This is a genomic window from Euzebya sp. (assembly GCF_964222135.1).
GTDB lineage: Bacteria > Actinomycetota > Nitriliruptoria > Euzebyales > Euzebyaceae > Euzebya.
Genome location: NZ_CAXQBR010000012.1, coordinates 1 through 17,109 on the forward strand (window position 1 = coordinate 1; position 17,109 = coordinate 17,109).

At 73.0% G+C, this 17,109-nt stretch carries 16 protein-coding genes and 2 pseudogenes; 6 read left to right on the plus strand and 12 right to left on the minus strand.

Annotation, left to right across the window (positions count from 1 at the left end):
- The 4 genes and pseudogenes from ACEQ2X_RS03485 to ACEQ2X_RS03500 form a co-directional block, all read left to right on the plus strand.
- A pseudogene (locus ACEQ2X_RS03485) lies at positions 1 to 448 on the plus strand (hypothetical protein); the annotation flags it as partial.
- 67 nt (positions 449 to 515) lie between these two features.
- Positions 516 to 2,051 (plus strand): hypothetical protein, encoded by a 1,536-nt coding sequence (locus ACEQ2X_RS03490; RefSeq protein WP_370324383.1) that lies wholly within the window; start codon positions 516 to 518, stop codon positions 2,049 to 2,051.
- A 64-nt stretch (positions 2,052 to 2,115) separates the two neighbouring features.
- Positions 2,116 to 2,433: a hypothetical protein gene (locus ACEQ2X_RS03495; RefSeq protein WP_370324384.1), complete on the plus strand. Its 318-nt coding sequence runs from the start codon at positions 2,116 to 2,118 to the stop codon at positions 2,431 to 2,433.
- 95 nt (positions 2,434 to 2,528) lie between these two features.
- Positions 2,529 to 3,605 carry a hypothetical protein gene (locus ACEQ2X_RS03500; protein WP_370324385.1) on the plus strand — a complete coding sequence of 359 codons (1,077 nt, stop codon included), beginning with the start codon at positions 2,529 to 2,531 and terminating at the stop codon, positions 3,603 to 3,605.
- Between the two features lie 59 nt (positions 3,606 to 3,664).
- On the opposite strand, the gene ACEQ2X_RS03505 is transcribed toward ACEQ2X_RS03500, so the two are convergent.
- Positions 3,665 to 4,042 (minus strand): helix-turn-helix domain-containing protein, encoded by a 378-nt coding sequence (locus ACEQ2X_RS03505; protein ID WP_370324386.1) that lies wholly within the window; start codon positions 4,040 to 4,042, stop codon positions 3,665 to 3,667.
- 118 nt (positions 4,043 to 4,160) lie between these two features.
- On the opposite strand from ACEQ2X_RS03505, the gene ACEQ2X_RS03510 reads away from it, so the two are divergent.
- Together ACEQ2X_RS03510 and ACEQ2X_RS03515 are read left to right on the plus strand one after the other, a co-directional pair.
- A complete protein-coding gene (locus ACEQ2X_RS03510) occupies positions 4,161 to 4,730 on the plus strand; it encodes a Uma2 family endonuclease (RefSeq protein WP_370324388.1) in 570 nt (189 codons plus the stop codon).
- Between the two features lie 114 nt (positions 4,731 to 4,844).
- Positions 4,845 to 6,956 (plus strand): cell wall-binding repeat-containing protein, encoded by a 2,112-nt coding sequence (locus ACEQ2X_RS03515; protein WP_370324389.1) that lies wholly within the window; start codon positions 4,845 to 4,847, stop codon positions 6,954 to 6,956.
- 9 nt (positions 6,957 to 6,965) lie between these two features.
- Here ACEQ2X_RS03515 and ACEQ2X_RS03520 read toward each other — a convergent pair whose 3' ends face one another.
- The 11 genes and pseudogenes from ACEQ2X_RS03520 to ACEQ2X_RS03570 all read right to left on the minus strand — a co-directional run.
- Positions 6,966 to 7,340 (minus strand): type II toxin-antitoxin system VapC family toxin, encoded by a 375-nt coding sequence (locus ACEQ2X_RS03520; protein ID WP_370324391.1) that lies wholly within the window; start codon positions 7,338 to 7,340, stop codon positions 6,966 to 6,968.
- Complete coding sequence (locus tag ACEQ2X_RS03525) at positions 7,337 to 7,573, minus strand: type II toxin-antitoxin system Phd/YefM family antitoxin (protein ID WP_370324392.1); 237 nt, start codon at positions 7,571 to 7,573, stop codon at positions 7,337 to 7,339. Before ACEQ2X_RS03525 ends, ACEQ2X_RS03520 begins: the two co-directional genes overlap by 4 nt.
- Before the next feature lie 49 nt (positions 7,574 to 7,622).
- Positions 7,623 to 8,651 carry an ornithine cyclodeaminase family protein gene (locus tag ACEQ2X_RS03530; RefSeq protein ID WP_370324393.1) on the minus strand — a complete coding sequence of 343 codons (1,029 nt, stop codon included), beginning with the start codon at positions 8,649 to 8,651 and terminating at the stop codon, positions 7,623 to 7,625.
- The gene (locus tag ACEQ2X_RS03535) at positions 8,648 to 9,865 is read right to left on the minus strand and encodes a M24 family metallopeptidase (protein ID WP_370324394.1); all 1,218 of its coding nucleotides are present in this window, start codon (positions 9,863 to 9,865) and stop codon (positions 8,648 to 8,650) included. The genes ACEQ2X_RS03530 and ACEQ2X_RS03535 overlap by 4 nt, the downstream gene beginning before the upstream one ends.
- Before the next feature lie 43 nt (positions 9,866 to 9,908).
- Positions 9,909 to 11,087, minus strand: coding sequence for a M20/M25/M40 family metallo-hydrolase (locus ACEQ2X_RS03540; RefSeq protein ID WP_370324395.1), 1,179 nt, complete (start codon positions 11,085 to 11,087; stop codon positions 9,909 to 9,911).
- The gene (locus tag ACEQ2X_RS03545; protein WP_370324396.1) at positions 11,084 to 12,124 is read right to left on the minus strand and encodes an LLM class flavin-dependent oxidoreductase; all 1,041 of its coding nucleotides are present in this window, start codon (positions 12,122 to 12,124) and stop codon (positions 11,084 to 11,086) included. The genes ACEQ2X_RS03540 and ACEQ2X_RS03545 overlap by 4 nt, the downstream gene beginning before the upstream one ends.
- A complete protein-coding gene (locus ACEQ2X_RS03550; protein WP_370324397.1) occupies positions 12,114 to 13,664 on the minus strand; it encodes a gamma-glutamyltransferase family protein in 1,551 nt (516 codons plus the stop codon). Before ACEQ2X_RS03550 ends, ACEQ2X_RS03545 begins: the two co-directional genes overlap by 11 nt.
- Positions 13,665 to 13,759: 95 nt before the next feature.
- Positions 13,760 to 14,842 (minus strand): ABC transporter substrate-binding protein, encoded by a 1,083-nt coding sequence (locus ACEQ2X_RS03555; RefSeq protein WP_370324398.1) that lies wholly within the window; start codon positions 14,840 to 14,842, stop codon positions 13,760 to 13,762.
- Positions 14,843 to 14,902: 60 nt separating this feature from the next.
- Positions 14,903 to 15,760: an ABC transporter permease gene (locus ACEQ2X_RS03560; RefSeq protein ID WP_370324399.1), complete on the minus strand. Its 858-nt coding sequence runs from the start codon at positions 15,758 to 15,760 to the stop codon at positions 14,903 to 14,905.
- A gap of 14 nt (positions 15,761 to 15,774) precedes the next feature.
- Positions 15,775 to 16,599 (minus strand): annotated as a pseudogene (locus ACEQ2X_RS03565) (ABC transporter ATP-binding protein).
- On the minus strand, positions 16,596 to 17,109 hold a 514-nt coding region (locus ACEQ2X_RS03570), incomplete at its 5' end, for an aldehyde dehydrogenase family protein (RefSeq protein ID WP_370324400.1). The pseudogene ACEQ2X_RS03565 and the gene ACEQ2X_RS03570, both read right to left, overlap by 4 nt.

Consider the following 17,109-nt stretch of genomic DNA (forward strand, 5'->3'; position numbering starts at 1 on the left):
CGTCCCCGCCACCGCAGGCGAGGTCTCTCCCCCCGTCACGATCACCGCAACCGCCCCCCCCGACGGCGGTGGCGGTGGCGTCACCCCACCCCCTCCCCCTCCCCCCGGCCCGACGCCTGAGGCGGACGAGGTCATCAACCTGACCCAGGACGTCACCTACACCGGCGCGTCGGCCCTGCTCGACGCCGTGGCGGCGGCGAACGCCGACGACGAGCTCCTCGCAGGCACCGGCCCGTTCACCGGCGGCGTCGACATCGCCCAGGCCGACCTGTCGATCGATGCCGACACCCGCACGGCCGTCATCGGACCCCTCCAGGTCAGCAGCACCGGCGTCGAGATCACCGGCCTCGACCTGACCGCCCTCGCCCCCGATCGGCTCGTCCGGCAACCCCGTCGGCGTCTACGTCGTCGGCGGCGCCGCCCTCGACGACATCAGCGTCACCGGTGACGGCGACGGGTGCACCACGCCGGACCGCGGCGTCCTGCTGGCGACCAGCGTGGACGCGGCGGTCACCGTGACCGACAGCGCCCTCTCGGGCCTGTGCACCGGCGTGTCGTTCAACCCGACCGCCACCGGCACCGTGACCGGCACCGCGTTCTCCGACTCCGTCGCCGGCGTCGCCACCGACACCGGCGGGGCCGTCACCGTCCAGGGCAACACGTTCTCCTCGATGGTGGAGGGGATCGGGCTCGGCACCGACGCCTCGACCACCACCGCCACGATCACCGGCAACACCTTCGCCGCCGACAACCTCGCTCACGTCCGCCAGTACCCGTTCTCGGCAGGCGACCCCGACGACCTGGACGCGGTCATCCCCGCGAACACCTTCGCGGCGGACGTCGAGGTGATCGACGAGGCCCCCGGGCAGCACGCCATCGTCAACGAGGGCGTCACCGACGGCCCGGTCATCAACGTGACCCAGGGCACCGAGCACGACACGATCCAGGACGGCATCGACGCCGCCAACAGCGGTGACGAGCTGCTCGCCTACGGCGACTTCACCGAGGACCCGACGATCGACCTCCCCCTCACCCTCCGCGGTGCGGGCGGCACGGCCGTGAGCGGCACGATCACCGTGGTCGACCCGGCTGACGGCACCACGATCTCGAACCTCGCCATCGACGTCGTCGGCCAGTACGGCGTCGAGGTGCAGGCCGGCACGACCGGCGCGCCCGTGACCCTGTCGGACCTGGTCATCACCGGCGACGACGCCTCGGTCCAGCGCGACGTGTACGGCGACCTCGGCTCCGATGCCGTCCTGGTCGTCGAGGACAGCACGATCACCGGATCGACGTTCACCGGCTCCGTCGACCAGCACGTCGGCGTATACCCCGCCGCCGGCACCTACGACCTCGACGCGATCGTCGCGGCCAACGCGTTCGACGGCGCGGTCGCCGCCGTCGACGTGCCCGACCTCGTCATCCAGGGCGTCGGGAACCCGACCGTGCAGGCGGCCCTGCACGTCACCGCCGACGGCGTCGACCTGACGGGCTTCACCCTGACCGGCGGCCTCCCCATCACCGGCGAGCCGGCTGCGGTCCTGCTCCAGGCCGACGACCTGTCGGTCGACGGCATGACCTTCACCACCGGCGGGTTCTCCGGCACCCTCAGCCGCGGCATCACGACGGCGGTGTCCGGCACCCCCGGCACCCGCAGCGGGTCGGTGACGGGCAGCACGTTCACCGGGCTCGACATCGGCATGTACCTGAACCCCGGCGCCGACATCGACGTCGACACCTCCACATTCGACGGCAACGGCGTCGGCATCGCCAACGACAGCCGCCGCGGGTCCATCGTCGACAACACCTTCACCGGTCACGGTGAGGCGGCCATCGCGCTGACCTCCGAGGTGCCGCCGGCACCGAGCTCCGGCCTGACCGACATCACCGGCAACACGTTCGACGCGAGCAACGGCGTCCACGTCCGCGAGTACGAGTGCCAGGGCGGCAGCTACGACTACCCGCTGGCCACGATCCGCAGCGCCAACACCTTCCCGGGCGATGCCGCCATCGTCACGAAGGCCCGGCGCCGTGTTGCGCGGCCAACCTGACCGACAGCCGCTCGATCCGCCAGCCGTTCGAGGAGGTCCTCGTCACCGCCGTCGGTGAGGAGGGGTGGACCACGCCGGACAACGGCCCGCAGCCGTCCCGTCGGACCGTCCCCGCCATCTTCGAGCGGCCGCCGGCGACCCCGCCCTCGGTGACGGTGCGGCCCGCCTGGACCTGCAGATCGACGACCCGTCCAACCCGGATGACGCGCTCAAGGCCCCCGGCTTCACCGGCCTGGTCAGCACCGAGCTGCAGGGCGTCGACATCAGCGACCTGACGCGGTTCGACTTCTCGACCTACGTCGACCCGGTCCGGGGCAACAACCTGGCGATCAACGCCAAGATCCAGACGAACCTCCCGGCGGGGGTCGGTACGCCAACCTGATCTTCGACCCGCTGTGGTGCCCGGCGAACGTCGCCGCCCCGCTGCCCGCGTTCCAGACCGGGACCTGGCAGGAGTGGCGGTCACTCGGTGGTGCCGTGTGGCGCACGACCGGGAACGTTGCCGGTCTCACCGGCGGGACCTGCTACCAGTGGTCGACCATCGCGAGCGCCCTGGCCGGCAACCAGATCATCGACATCCGCGTCGAGGCCGGCTCGAGCGGCGGGCAGTACCGCGACTTCCTCGGCTGGGTCGACGACCTGGTCGTCGAGGGCGGGGACATCGCCCAGCACGTCGACTTCGAAATCCCGGCGCCGGGTGTGGGCGTGAGCACCGACTTCGAGCGGTTCGGTCCGGGTTCGCCCGACGGGCAGTTCGGCTGGCAGATCTCCGGTCCCTACGACGTGGAGATCGTCGACCCGACGACCTTCGGTGCCACAGGCATGGGATCCCGGGCACTGCGGATCTCGAGCGCAGACGTTAGCGGCAGCTTCGGTGACCACGTGTTCAGCTCCGAGGCCCACTACGACGCCGGCGAGTCGACGGCCGAAGGGGGTGCCGGCGGCATCAAGGGACCGCTGCAGGACAGCTTCGCAGCGGAGTTCACCCTGACGTCGGCGGTGCCCGGCGCGGAGCAGGTGGACCAGTTCGTGACGGTCAGCCCCGACAGGGGAGACGGTGCCCGGATGTCGTGGGTGACCGTCGAGGACCGTGCTGACGGTCTGGCCGTGCTGTTCAACGACTTCGTCAGCGACCAGGCACCGCCGGCGTGCGACACCGGTGAGGCGTTCGTCCAGACCGAGCTCCAGAGCGGTCTGGACCGGTCGACCGCGCACACCATCCGGATCGAGATCGACACCGTCGACGGGGTCGGGAACGACGTCGTCCGCGTGCTGATCGACGGTGCGCTGGTCCACACCGGCACCTCGTGGGAGGACTACTTCCGGCAGTGCGAGGGCGTGCCCACCCGCACGGTCGACAGCCTCCTGTTCCGCGTCGGCGGCTCACCCGACACCCCCGCCCTCGACGGTGCGGGCTTCCTGATCGACGACGTCAGCGTGGTCTCCGACCAGCACCACCGGTGTCGAACGCGGCCCCGCCCTCCACGGCGGGGCCGCTCTGCGTCGGCTGACCGAACTCATGGTCCGCGCCGTCAAAGGGAGTGCGATCGATGAGCCGCATACGAAGTCGTCGTCGTGGCGTACGCGCCGGTGGACCGGCCGGTGCCCGCGGGTCACCGCTCGGGCTGAGGACCGCGTCGGAGGTCGGCGAACGCGCGCAGAGACCGCAGGGGGTCGAAGGCCGCGCTCATCAGGGGACCCGCCCCCGGAGGCGGTCCACCGCTGCCACGGAGCGCACCCGGTCGGCGGGGGACATCGCCGCCATCACGCGTTCGTCGGATCTGTGACGTGTCGGGCTCGTCGAGCACGACTCGCATCTCGTACCCGCACGCCGCCACGATGCGCTCGAGCGTGGCCATGCGCGGGTCGACCTCACCACGCTCGTACCGGCGCACCGTGGCGTGTGACGTCCCCGCACGGCGGGCCACCTCGCGCAAGCTCAACCGGGCACGAGAGCGGGCTTCGCGGATGATGGTGGCAGCCAACCCCATGGATGGATGGTATCCGATCTGATGCCACGCTGGGCGAAGGCCCGCGAACGGAATGGGGGGTAGGTTTGTCCACACCCCGAGGATGCGGCGACGTCCGCTCCCGGCCGAGACTGCGCAGGTGACCACGGTGACCACGGCCCCCACCGCCGAGCTGCCCGACGCCTTCCGCCCCCTCCACCGGCGGGAGTTCCAGGCGCTGGTCGACCAGGGCCTGTTCGAGGGCACCCACGTCGAGCTGGTCGGGGGGGTGCTGGTCGAGATGAGCCCGCAGGGCGGACGTCACAGCGACATGATCCGCTGGCTGACCAAGTTGCTGGTCCGCGCGGTCGGCGACCGCTACGACATCGGTGTGCAGACCCCGCTGGCCGTCGACGACCTCACCCTCCCCGAACCGGACCTGCAGGTCATCCCGGCCGGCCGCTACCTCGATGACCACCCCTCCCAGGCGCTGCTGGTGATCGAGGTGGCGAGCTCCTCGGGGGCCTTCGACCTCGGTGAGAAGGCGCGCCGCTACGCCGGCGCGGACTACCCCGAGTACTGGGTGGTCGACATCCCCGACCGTCGGGTGCACGTCCACACCCGACCGGAGGGGGAGAGGTGGAGATCGATCGACGAGATCACCGGCGGGGTGCTGATGTCCAGCGCCGTCCCGTCGGTCGTCGTCGACCTGGATGAGCTGTTCGGCTGAACGGGGGACGCGCCGCGACTCAACTCCCGACGCGGGCTGCCGACGTGATCCTCCTGTGCGCTGAACCGGTCGATCCGCGGCCGTGGCTGGAGCGCACCGGGGAGTCTCGACGCGATGCGCACACGGTGGATCATCTCGGTCGTCATGGCACTGGCCCTGTCGCCGCTCGGCGTCCCGGCGGCGGGGGCGCAGGTCCCCGGCTCGGTGCGGGTCGACCTGTCGCTGGCCGAGGATGACGTGAGCCCGGCCGCCCAGGTCGGGCTGCTGGCCTCGCGGGCGACGTTCGACGCCGCCGACACCGTCGTCCTCGCCACGGGCGCCGACGGCGCGGACGCTCTGGCATCCGGGGTCCTGCAGGGCGAGTCGCCGCTGCACTACGTCGACCCCGTCGAGGGGCTGACCCCCCGGCACACCGCCGAGCTCGAGCGGCTGGGCGCCCGGGAAGTCGTCATCGTCGGCGGGACCTCGGCAGTCGGCGAGGCGACCGAGGCCCAACTCCGAGGCGCCGGGTTCGCCGTCGAGCGACTCGCCGGCACCGCACGGATCGAGACCGCCGCCGCCGTCGCCGCGTACGCCGGGGTCGACACCTCGGTCACCCTGTCCCGTGCCTTCGGGACCGCCCAGGACCCCCAGGCCGCCTTCGCGGACGCCGCCGGGCTGGGCGCGTGGGCCGCGGCCTCAGGCGTGCCGACGGTGCTCACCTCGACCGACGCCGACCCCGCCGCGACCCGGACGTTCTACGCGGCAAACCCGCAGGTGACCCGGACGACGGTCGTCGGCGGACCCGCCGCGGTGTCCGACGACGTCCTCGACACCCTCGCCGACGAGCACGGCCAGGCGGTCGACCGCGTCTCCTCCCCCTCCGCCGACACCCGCGCGGGGACGGCGATCGCCGTCAGCCTCGCCCGCGGACTCGACCCGGCCGACCTGGCCGGCGTGGTGCTGGTCGACGGGTACGCCGACGGCGCGTTCCTGGACGCCTACGCGCTGGCCGGCCTGGCGGCCCGCAACGGCTACGCGGTCCTGCTGACCGACGGCGACCGGTTGACCCCGGAGACCGCCGCGTTCCTCGACCAGCCCGCCTTCGCCCAGGCCGGCGACCTCGACGTCTGGTGCATGCCGACGGTGTCCGCCCCGGCGTGCGGCGACGGCGTGGTCGCGGTCGGCGGCGACCCCGCGGACCTGCAGGAGGTCACGATCGCCGACGACCCGCCGGTCGAGGAGCCGGTCGGGCCGGTCGTGACCGGCGTCGCCGTCACCGACGCGCCCACGACCGTGACGGCCGGTCCGGCCTTCGCCGTGGGGGTCGCCGTCGAGGGCGAGTCCCTCGAGGGCGTCGAGGTCGTGCTGTCCTCCCCCGCCCCCACCCGCACCGCGACCGCCGGCGAGGACGGCCGCGTGACGTTCGCCGGCCTCGTCATCGCCGAGGCGGGGACGCACATCCTCGCGGTGGCGGCCGGCGGGCTGTCGGACACCGCCACCGTCACCGTGACCGCCGCTTCGACCGGGGGCGGGACCTCGACGCCCTCCGGCCCGTCCGTGGCGTTCGTCACCGTGCCGACCCACGCCTACGCGACGGCCGGCGCCGACCAGGGCACCGTCGTCGTGCGGGCCTCACGCGACGGATCGCCCGTCACGAGCGGCACCGCCACCCTCACCGTCAACGCGACGTCGACGCCTGCGCCCATCGGACCCGACGGCCGGGCGTCGTTCACCCTCGACGGCCTCGCCGCGGGCACCCACGACCTCGTCGTCGAGTACGGCGGGGCGGTGCGCCGCACCACCCTCGAGGTCCGGCCGGACCCGTCGCTGGCCCTCTCCGCGACGGCGGTGGCCGACGGGGTGGTGCTCATCGGGACGGTGACCGCCGCCGGCGCCGGCGGGCCGACCACGGTGCAGGGGCGCCTCCAGGTCACCGCGGGCGGCACCCCCGTCCAGGGCCTCTCCGTGGCCGTCTGCGCCGACGCGGGCTGCACGACGCGCTCCGAGACCGTAATCACCGACGCCACCGGCACGGTGTCGCTCACCGCGCCGTTCCCGGGCGGGGCCGTGGTGGACGGGCAGTTCCACCTGCACCTCGGCGTGGCCGCCGGCACCTACACGCTGCGGGTGACCGCGACCGACGTCGGCCTGGAGCCCGACGTGGCCCTGCTGGACGTCAGCACCACCCACACCCAGGGCTCGTGGTGCTCCACCACCTGGAGCGCGGTCAGGTGGGCGTGCTGACCCCGGTGCTCACCACACGGCGCGGTCGTGGTGGGCGTGGATGGTCTCGTCCTTGGTCGCCAGGTCGATGCCCAACGCGGCCGAGTGCGCGCAGATCAACCGGTCGAAGGAATCCCTGGTCCAGGACAGCGGGATGGCCGCGGCGAACAGGTCAGCGGCTGACAGGTCCTCCGGCGCGACGTCCAGGCGAGCGGAGAGGTGCGCGAGCATCGTCGCCGCCGGCACCGTGAGCCGTCCGATCTCGTGCAGGTAGGTCAGCTCCAGCACGACCGGCGGGGCGATGCGGACGGTCTCGGTGTCGAGGCGCGCGGCGATGCGCGCGGGCACCGCCTCGGCACCGGACTCGTACAGCCACGCGACGACGTGGGTGTCGAGGGCGATCACGGCACCGGGTCCGGTCGCCACTCACCGGACCAGTCGTGGTGGATCAGCTCCTCGGGATCGCCGAGGATCGTCCCGGGGTGCGGGTCGAGGGCGGCCACCCGCGACGGCCGTTCGTCGGGTACCAGGCGCAGCCGACGGCCCTTCCGCTCGATCTCGAGGGGCTCACCGGTCTCGAGGACTTGATCGAGCAGCCGGTAGATGTCCTGGCGCAGCTTCGACGCGGTGATCACCATGTGCCAACGCTAGCACGTACGTGACCGGAGCAGGTACGTACGAGTCCGTCTACAACATCGTCTCCCCGAGCCCGAAGTCGATCAGCTGCCCGATCCCGTCGCGCTCGGCGCGCTCCCAGGCGACCCGGGCCATCGTGACGTCTTGCACCCCGACCCCGGAGGAGTCGAACACCACGATCCGGTTGCGGTCGTGACCGGGCGGGTCGAGCAGGACCGCGCCCAGCTCGGGGCCGACGTCGTCCGCCGTCATCAACCCGGCGGCGATGGCGATGGAGATCTTGCCGTCGGCCACGGCCTCGTCGACCCCGTCGGGGATGGTCCAGCTCGCGGCGGTCAGGGCCGGGTCGAGCTCGGTGCGGATCCCCATGGCGGCGACCAGCTGGCCCGCGACGACGTGCTCGGCCATGAGGACCGGCTCGGGCGCGTTGGTGGCGGTGATGACGATCTCCGCACCCTCGACCGCCGCCGCCACGTCGTCGACCGGCCGGACCGTGACGCCGAGGGACGCCTCGGCCCAGGCGGCGAACTCCCGACGCCGATCGGCGGAGCGGGAGTAGACCGTCACGGCCTCGACCGACGGGCGGACGGCCAGCACCGACGTGAGGGAGTCGCGGGCCACCGCGCCGGTGCCCACCACCCCGACGGCCCTGGCATCCGGGGTGCTGAGGACCTCAGCCGCCAGACCCGCGCCCGCACCGGTCCGCAGGCCGGTCAGGACCGTCCCGTCCATGACCGCGAGGGGGAACCCGTCCTCGTCGTCGAAGAGCATGACCAGCGACCCGAGGTTCGCGCCCGGCGGGTTGTCGGCGAACCGGGCCAGCACCTTCACCCCCAGGCTCTGGGAGCTCGACTCGTGGCTGGCCAGCACCTTGATCCACCCACGGCGGCGCTCCTGGTCCGGCAGCCGCAGCCAGCTGTTCGGGGCGGCGGTGACCGTGCCCTTGGCCAGCGCGGTGAAGGCCTGGCGCTGGACGTCGAGGGTGTCGGTGACGCTCAGCAGCGACCGGACGTCACCGGTGGACAGCACCCGGGTCCGCCGGCCGGCGAACGGGTTGGTCCCCGCTGCACCGCCGCTCACCGGTCCACCCCGATCGGGATGAGGCCCGGGTCGGTGTCGCTGAACACGTCGCAGCCGTCGGCGGTGATGATCACGTCCTCCTCCGACCCGAACGTGACGTCGTCGGCGCGGATGTAGGCCTCGACGCTGAGGACCATGCCGGGCTCGAGGACGTCCTCGGAGTCCATCCGCACGAACGGCGGCTCGCTCGAGGTCAGCCCGATGCCGTGGCACAGGTGGAAGAACGGCGGGCCGACGTACTGGGCCAGGTGGTCACGCGTGTAGCCGAGGTCGAGCGCGAAGCCGACCATCTGCTCCATGATCTCCCGGAACGGTCGGCCGGGGACGAGCGCCTCGGCCATCGCCCGGCGGATGATCTCGCGGATCGCGTCGTGGTGGCCGACCTTCGCCGGCGTGGGGTCGCCGACGACGCCCATCCGGTTGAACTCGCCCCAGTACCCCTCCACCACGACGCCGCTGTCGACGAACAGCAGGTCGCCGTCGGCGAGGGTGAACTCCGCGAGCGGCCCCATCATCCGGGCGCGGTGGCCCAGCGCCCGGGACTTGGCCTCGCTCACGACGAGGATCTGGCCGTACGGGGGGCGGACCGCGCCGCACTCGACGAAGGCCATGCCGTAGGCGCGGGCGACGTCGACCTCGGAGTCCCCCGGCTTGATCCGGGCGAGGGCCAACCGGTGCGCCTCGCCGTTGATGTGGTCGGCTTGGCGGATGTAGTCGAGCTCCGCGTCGCTCTTGATCATCCGCAGCTGCCAGATCAGCGGTCCGGCGTCGACGAACGTCGCGTCGGGGAGCGCCTCGACCAGGGAGGAGAACTCCGCCGCCGGCATCGCGAGCCGGTGGTCGGTGCCGAGCTCGGCCCCGATCGTCGCGTCGCCGAAGCCGCGGGCGGTCAGCTCCTTGGCGAGGTCCACGCCGATGAACGGCGGGTTGTAGGGCACGACGTCGGCGACCCAGGACAGGTCGCGGGCGTTCTGCTCGTTGACGTTGTAGATCCACAGGAAGGGCTCGCCGTCGCGGGGCAGCACCATGATGTGGGGGCGGCTGAAGTTCAGCTGGTAGTCCCGCGGCTGGTGGCCGCTGAACCAGTAGTAGTTGAGCCCCGCGGAGAAGTCGCCGGTGGCGAGCAGCACGTCGATGCCCTGGGCGTCCATCAGCTCGCGGGCCCGCTCGGCGCGGGCGCGCATCTCGCTCTCGTCGAACATCGGCGTGGTCATCGGGTCCTCCGTGGGGGTGTGGGTGGGGTCAGGTGCACAGGGGTCAGCAGCACAGCGCCTCCATGGCGTGGCGCAGGGCGGTGGCGGCGTCCTCGCAGTCCTGCAGGGCGACCGCTTCGGTGGCGGTGACCCCGGCGTCGAAGTGGCGACGGCCGGGGCCGAACATGGCGGTGGGGATGCCGCGGTGGCACGCCCAACCCGCGTCGAAGGTGTTCTTCGACGTGATGGTCCGCGGCTCGGCCACCCCAGCGGCCCGCAATCCGTCCAGCAAGGCGACGACGAGAGGGCTGGCGGGGTCGACCTGGGCGGGCAGCATCACCTCGCCGGCGGACACGGCCACGTCACCAGCGCGGTCCCCCAGCCGGTGTGCGAGGTGGTCGCGCACCTGGGTGACGGCCGCGGACGGGTCCTCGCCGGGCAGCAGGCGCCGGTCGACGACGACGCGGGCGCCCGCGGGGAGGGTGTGGGGGGCGACGGGCCACGCCTCGACGCGGAACGGGGTGGCGGTCACACCGCCGAGGTCGGGGTGGGCGGCGGGCAGCGGCAGGGTCCGCAAGGCCGTGATGACGTCGGCGACGCCCTCGAGGGGGTTGCGGCCGAGCCACGGCTGGCTTGAGTGCGCCGAGGCGCCGGCGACCTCGACGACGACGTCGGCCCGGCCGCGGTTGGCGACGGACACCGCCAGGTCGGTGCCGATGCACACCACGCCCGCGGCAGCCCGCACCTCGAGGTCGTCGAGCAGCCGACGCGACCCGCCGTGGCTCGACCGGCCCTCCAGGCTGAACGTCAGCCACACCGGCCGGGCCAGCCCGGCGGGACGGGTCGCGAGCGCCCTGAGCGCCGCGGCCATCGGTCCCTTGTTCTGGTTCGCGCCCTGCCCCACCGCGGTCGGGCCGAACAGGCCGAGCGGCGCCCCGTCGACGATGCGGGGCCGGTGGGCGTCGCGCATCAGGTTGCCGTGCTGGCTGACCACGTAGGTCTGCACCAGCAACCCGTCGTCGCCCGCCGGCCCGAACCGTGCCGCCACCTCCCCGTCGGCGTGGCGGCGCACCTCGTCGGGTGCCAGCTCGTCGACCAGGGGCATCAGCACCTCGTCGACGGCCCGGATCATCCGCGGGTCGCCGGGGGCGACCTCGGTCTCGCCGTCCGGCACGGCGGTGTCGACCGCCAGCAGCGCGAGCAGCAGCGCCTCGACGTCGGCCAGGACCGAGGTGGCGGTCACGCCGGGCGTCCAGCCGCGGTGACGCCGAGGAGGTCGCGGAGCTGGCCGAGCAGCTCGGCGTCGGCGCGGTCGAGCTGCCCCTGCTGGTCGTAGCTGGCGAAGCGGAGGATGGGGACGTCGAGGCCGGCGTCGACGTAGGCCGACAGCCGCTCGAGCACCACGTCTGGCGGGCCGTAGGCGCCCCAGGCGTCCATGACGTCGTCGGAGACGTCCATGGAGTAGTAGGTGTCGAGGAACGTCTTGGCCTCTGCCCGGGCTGCCGCGACGTCGTCGTGGAGGTTGATCATCAGGTGCACCGACGACGTCATCGCGTCGGGGTCCCGGCCGAACGAGCCGGCGCTCTCGCGCACCTCGGCCCACCGGACGCCGAAGTCCTCGGGCGTGACGACGGTCGACTGCCACCCGTCGGCCAGCCGTCCGACGCGGTCGATCGCGGCCGCGTACCGCTCCGGCGACAGCACGGCGGGGTTCGGGTTGCTCGCGATCCAGATCGGGCAGGGCTGCTGGACCGGGCGGGGCTGCAGGTCGATCTCGGGGAACGACGTGTAGGTCCCGTCGAACGCGGCGGGGCCGGCCCACAGGGCGCGGAGCACCGCGATGCCCTCCTCCAGCCGGGGGACCCGGTCCTCCCGGCGGATGCCCATCGCGTCCAGCTCGGCGAAGGGGTTCGTCCCGCTGCGCGCGGTCGGGGCGCCCAGGCACACCGCCAGCTGCGTCCGGCCGCCGCTCAGCAGGTCGAGGCTGGCCCACTGCACGGCGAAGAGCACCGGTTGGCGCAGCGGGAACGTCGCCAGGCAGCAGACCCCCAGCCGCACCCGGCTGGTGCGCGCGGCGATGGCCGACAGGGCGACGACGGACTCGAGGCGGGCCTTCGCGACCAGCCCGTCGCCGACCCAGACGCTGTCGAGGTGGGGCGAGGCGTCGGCCCGCTCGGTGAGCGCGATCATCTCCTCGGTCGTCGTGGCACCGAACAGCACCCCCCGGTTGGGCAGGCTGAGGCCGATCCCCCGGGTGGACGTCACGTCGTCAGCGGCCACGGGCGACACCGTCCTTGCGGTGGTCCGACCCGCCGACGTACCCGTCGTCGGTGCGGAGGACCAGCTGGGCGCCGCCGCGCTCGTGGGGGTGCAGCGGAGGGAGGTCGTGGCCGCGGGCCGCCAGTCCCTCCCGGGTCGTCGGGGCGTAGCCGTCCTCGAGGGCGACCTCCCGACCCCGGTAGACGCGGAAGCGGGGGGCGTCGCAGGCCTCCTGCGCCGTCATCCGGCGATCCGTCAGGTTCCGCAGCACCTGGACCTGGCCCTGGGGCTGCATGTAGCCGCCGACGACGCCCATGCACCCGACGAACGCGCCGTCCCGCGACAGCATCGACGGGATGATCGTGTGGTACGGCCGCTTCCCGGGCGCCGGCGCGTTCGGGTGGCCGTCGCGCAGGACGAACCCGGATCCGCGGTTCTGCAGCGCCATGCCCGTGCCCGGGACGACGACGCCGGAGCCGAACCCGTCGTAGACGCTCTGGATGAACGAGCACGAGCCGCCCTCGTCGTCGGCCACCGCGACGTAGACGGTGTCGCTCGGCCGTCCGACGTCAGCCTCGACGACCACGCCGTCGGCGATCTGGCGCCGCCGCTCGGCGAGGTGGTCGTCGGACAGGAGCCGGTCGACGTCGACGTCGGCGAGGTCCGGGTCGGCGATGTGGTCGTTCGCGTCGGCGAAGGCCCACTTGAGCGCCTCGATCGCCTGGTGGTCCTGGGTCACGACGTCACCGACGTCCAGCCCGTGGAGGGTCGCCAGGGCCTGCAGCACGACGAGCCCCTGACCGGGCGGAGGCATCTCCCACACGTCGAGGTCGCGGAAGCGGACCGAGAGGGGGGTGACCCACCGCGGCCCCGTCCAGGCGGCCAGGTCCTCGGCGGTCAACGGCCCGCCGAGGCGCTGGACGGCCTCGCCGATCCGCTCCGCGAGCGGGCCGCGGTAGAACGGATCGGCACCGTGCGCGGCGAAGGTCTCGAGCGTGTCGGCGAGGTCGGGGAGCGCGAAGGTCTCGCCGGCGGTCGGCGGACGACCCCCCGGCAGGAAGGTGGCGGTGGCGGCCTCGTCGCGGGTCAGCTTGGCGACCGCGCCGGTCCACTCGTCGGCCACGGCCGCGCTGACGACGAACCCGTCGCGGGCGAGGCGGATGGCCGGGTCGAGGACGGTGGCCACGTCGAGCTTGCCGTAGCGCTCGAGCAGGGTGGTCCAGCCAGCCGGTGCCCCGGGGGTGGTGATGCTCCACGGACCGTCGACCGGCATGCGCGTGTGGCCGGCGGCGCGGATCGCGTCCGGGGTCAGCCCCGCCGGGGCCGTGCCGACGGCCTCGAGGCCGGTCGGCGCGTCGGCGCCCGGCGCCCAGTAGAGGGCGAAGAGGTCACCGCCGAGACCGGTCGATCGCGGGTCGACCACGGTCAGGACGGCCGCGGCGGCGACCGCGGCATCGGCTGCGGTGCCGCCGGCGTCGAGCATCGTAAGGGCGGCGTCGACGGCGAGGTGGTGCTGTGAGGCGACCATGCCGCGCGGTGCCGGTGGTGGGGTGGGGGTCACGTGGTCCTCGGCTGTCGGGGACGGGGGTGGGGAGGGTTGAGACCGGGCAGGCCCCGTGGGGGGGATGCGGGACCTGCCCGGCCGGCTGTGGGGCCTCAGCCGCCGTTGACGGCTTCGACCAGGTCCAGGTCGACCATGTCGAGTGGCGCCTCCTGCTCGTACTCGCCGATCTGGCGGAAGAACGCGTCCAGCCCGGTCCAGCGCTCCTCGGTGATCGGGTTCTCGCCGGCGCGCGGGTACATCTCGATGGAGGTGTAGTAGTCGTAGGCCTCGCTGAGGCGCTCCTCGTCGATGTCGGCGATCTGCTCGGTCGCGACGGCCATCCAGGCGTCCTTGTCCTCGTAGACGGTGTCGTAGCCCTCCTGGATGGCGGTGAGGAACGCCTCGATCCGGTCGCGGTCGGTCTCGAGCGCCTCGTCGCTCACGACCCAGGCGGTGGCGAGCGCGTTGGCGCTCTCCCCCTCCAGGTCACCCCAGCTGCCGAGGACGGTGAACTCGCCCTCCTCCTGCAGCGCGAGGACGTCGAGGAACTCGAGTGACGTCGCGTCGATGCGGCCCGCGGCCATGGCCGTCGCGCGGTTCGGCGACTCGGGCAGGACCGTCCAGTCGATGGAGTCCTCGAGCGCGGGGTCGGTCTGGCGGACGAGCTCGCGCTGGACGATCTCGGTCAGGGAACCCGGGGCGTGGTAGGCGACCGTGGCGCCCTCGAGGTCGGCGATCTCGGTGTACTCGGCCTGGGCGACCATGACGAACTCGGGGACGTTCTGGGAGGGGTAGACGATGGTGAGCGGCACGCCGCCCTGGATCGCCTTGATCGCCGCCGTCACGTCGATGTTGCCGATGTCGAAGTCGCCGTTGTTGAGGCCGGCGGCCACGGCGCTGTCCTCGGTCAGCGCGGTCACCTCGGCGTCGACGGCCTGCAGGCCGAGCTGGTCGGCCATGTCGTTCGGGTCGAGGTCGGAGGCGTAGGCGACCCGGAAGCCGGTGACGTCGGCGCCGCCGGCGTCGTCAGCGGCCTCGGTGGCCTCGCCGGGATCGTCGGCCTCGTCCCCGCCCGCATCGGCTGCGGTCGGCTCGTCGTCGGTGTCGGCGGCGGGGTCATCCGCGCCGCCGCAGGCGCTGAGGGCCACGATCGCCAGCAGGGCGATCAGGGCAGCGTGCAGTCGTGTTCGTGTCATCTCTCGGTGCTCCTCGTCGGGGTTGGCCGGCTCGTAGGGCCATCAGGGGGGTGGGACGGGTCAGCGATGACCCGCGGACCAGGGCGTGACGCGACGCTCCAGCCACTGGATGCCGGCCGAGATCGCGACCCCGAGGACCGCGAGGACGATGACCAGCACGAAGACCTTGTCGGTGCGGTAGTAGTTCGCGGCGGTCTGGATGACGCCGCCGAGCCCGGTGACCGCGAACAGCAGCTCGGCGACCACCATCCCCTTCACCGCCCGTGCCGCGCCCATCCGCAGGCCGGCGAAGATGTAGGGCAGGGAGGCGCGGGACACGACCTTCACGAACAGCTGGCGGCGGTTGGCGCCGAAGGCCTTCGCCGCGTCGACCAGCACCGGGTCGACGTTCCGCACCCCCGTGTAGGTGCTGATGATGATCTCGAACACGCAGAACAGCAGGACCGTGACCACGCGGGCGGTCAGGCCGAGCCCGAACCAGATGATGAACACCGGCACCAGCGCCGCGGTCGGGACCACGTAGCCGGCGCTGACGAACGGGTTGAGGGTCCGCCCGACCGGCCCGTACCACCCCATGGCGAACCCGAGCGGGACGCCCACCGCGACCGCGATGCCGAAGCCGAGGGCGAGGGACGCGAGGCTGTCGAGCAGCGCGTCGACCAGCTCGCCGGAGGCGATCATCTCGCCGAACGCGCTGACCAACGTCGACGGGGGCGCGAGGAAGAAGGTGCCGAGGCGACGGCCGAAGTACTCCCAGACCGCGAGGGTCACGACGACCATGACCAGCTGGGTCAGCCGCTCGTAGTTGAGGACCTGGCGGCGCAGGGCCGTGCCGAGGGAGATGATCTCGCGGTCGACGGCGTCCGGTCGAGGGGCGGCGTCGTCCGCGGCGGCGGGGGCGGGGGCGGTGGTCGACATGGTCACTCGGCCTCTCAGAGCATCGACTCGAGGTGCAGCCGCAGCGCGGCCACATCCGGGTCGTCCTTGATCGTCTGGCGGTCGCGCGGACGGCCGATGGGGACGGGGACGTCGTCGGCGATGCCGCCCTTGTTCATCACCACGACGCGGTCCGCCAGGAGCAGCGACTCATCCAGGGAGTGGGTCACGAACAGGACGGCCTTGCGCTCGTGCTCCCAGATCCGCAGGAGCTCCATCTGCATGTGGTGGCGCGTGATCGCGTCGAGCGCGCCGAAGGGCTCGTCCATCAGCAGCACGTCGGGCTCGAGTGCGAGCGCCCGAGCGATGCCGACCCGCTGCTGCATGCCGCCGGAGAGCTCGACCGGGTAGTGGTCGTGGAAGGCGGCGAGCCCGACCAGCTCGAGGTACCGGTCGGCGCGCTCCTGGCGGTCGCGGCGGGGGATCCCCGCGAACTCGAGCGCCTGGGTGACGTTGCGCTCCACGGTCAGCCACGGCAGCAGGGCCGCCTGCTGGAACACGCCCCCGCGATCGGTGCCGGGCCCCTACACCTGGCGCCCGCCGACGGTGATCACCCCGGCGGAGGGGCTCAGCAGGCCGGCGACGGTCTTCAGCACGGTCGTCTTGCCGCACCCCGACGGGCCGATCAGGGCGACGAACTCGTTGGCGCCGACGGTCAGGTCGACGTGCGTCAGCGCGCGGGTCCGGACGATCTCGCGACCGGTGGTGCGCTCGTAGACCTTCTGCAGCCCCTCGATGCGGATGCCGACCGGCGCGTCGGCGGTCGCCGCCTCGGCCGCGGGGGAGGGTGAGGCCGCGAGGTGCGGGCTGGGGGTGGTCATCGTGCCTCCAGTGCCAGGACGGCGAGCTTCGGTCGGGTCATCTGCTGGATCGCGTAGCGGGGGCCCTCCCGGGCGGTGCCGCTGTCCTTGGTGCCGCCGAACGGCACGAACTCGGTGCGCCACTGCGTGGCCTCGTTCACGAGGACCGTGCCGGCGTGCAGGCGCCGGATCGCGGTGAACGCGACGTCGAGGGATTCGGTGAAGATCGCGGCGTTCAGGCCGAAGCGGGTGTCCTCGGCCAGCCGGATCGCGTCGTCGAGGTCCTCGGCGGTGGCGAGCACCACGACCGGGCCGAACACCTCCTCGCGCCACACCCGGCAGTCCGTCGGGACGTCGGTGAGGACGGTGGGCCACACGACCCGTCCCTCCCGCCGTCCGCCGGTGAGGAGGCGGGCGCCGCGCTGCTCGGCCTCGTCGACCCAGGACCGCACCCGGTCGGGGGTCTCGTCGTCGAGGAGGGACGCGACCGTGGTGGCGGGGTCGGCGGGGTCGCCGACGTCCAGCTCCTGG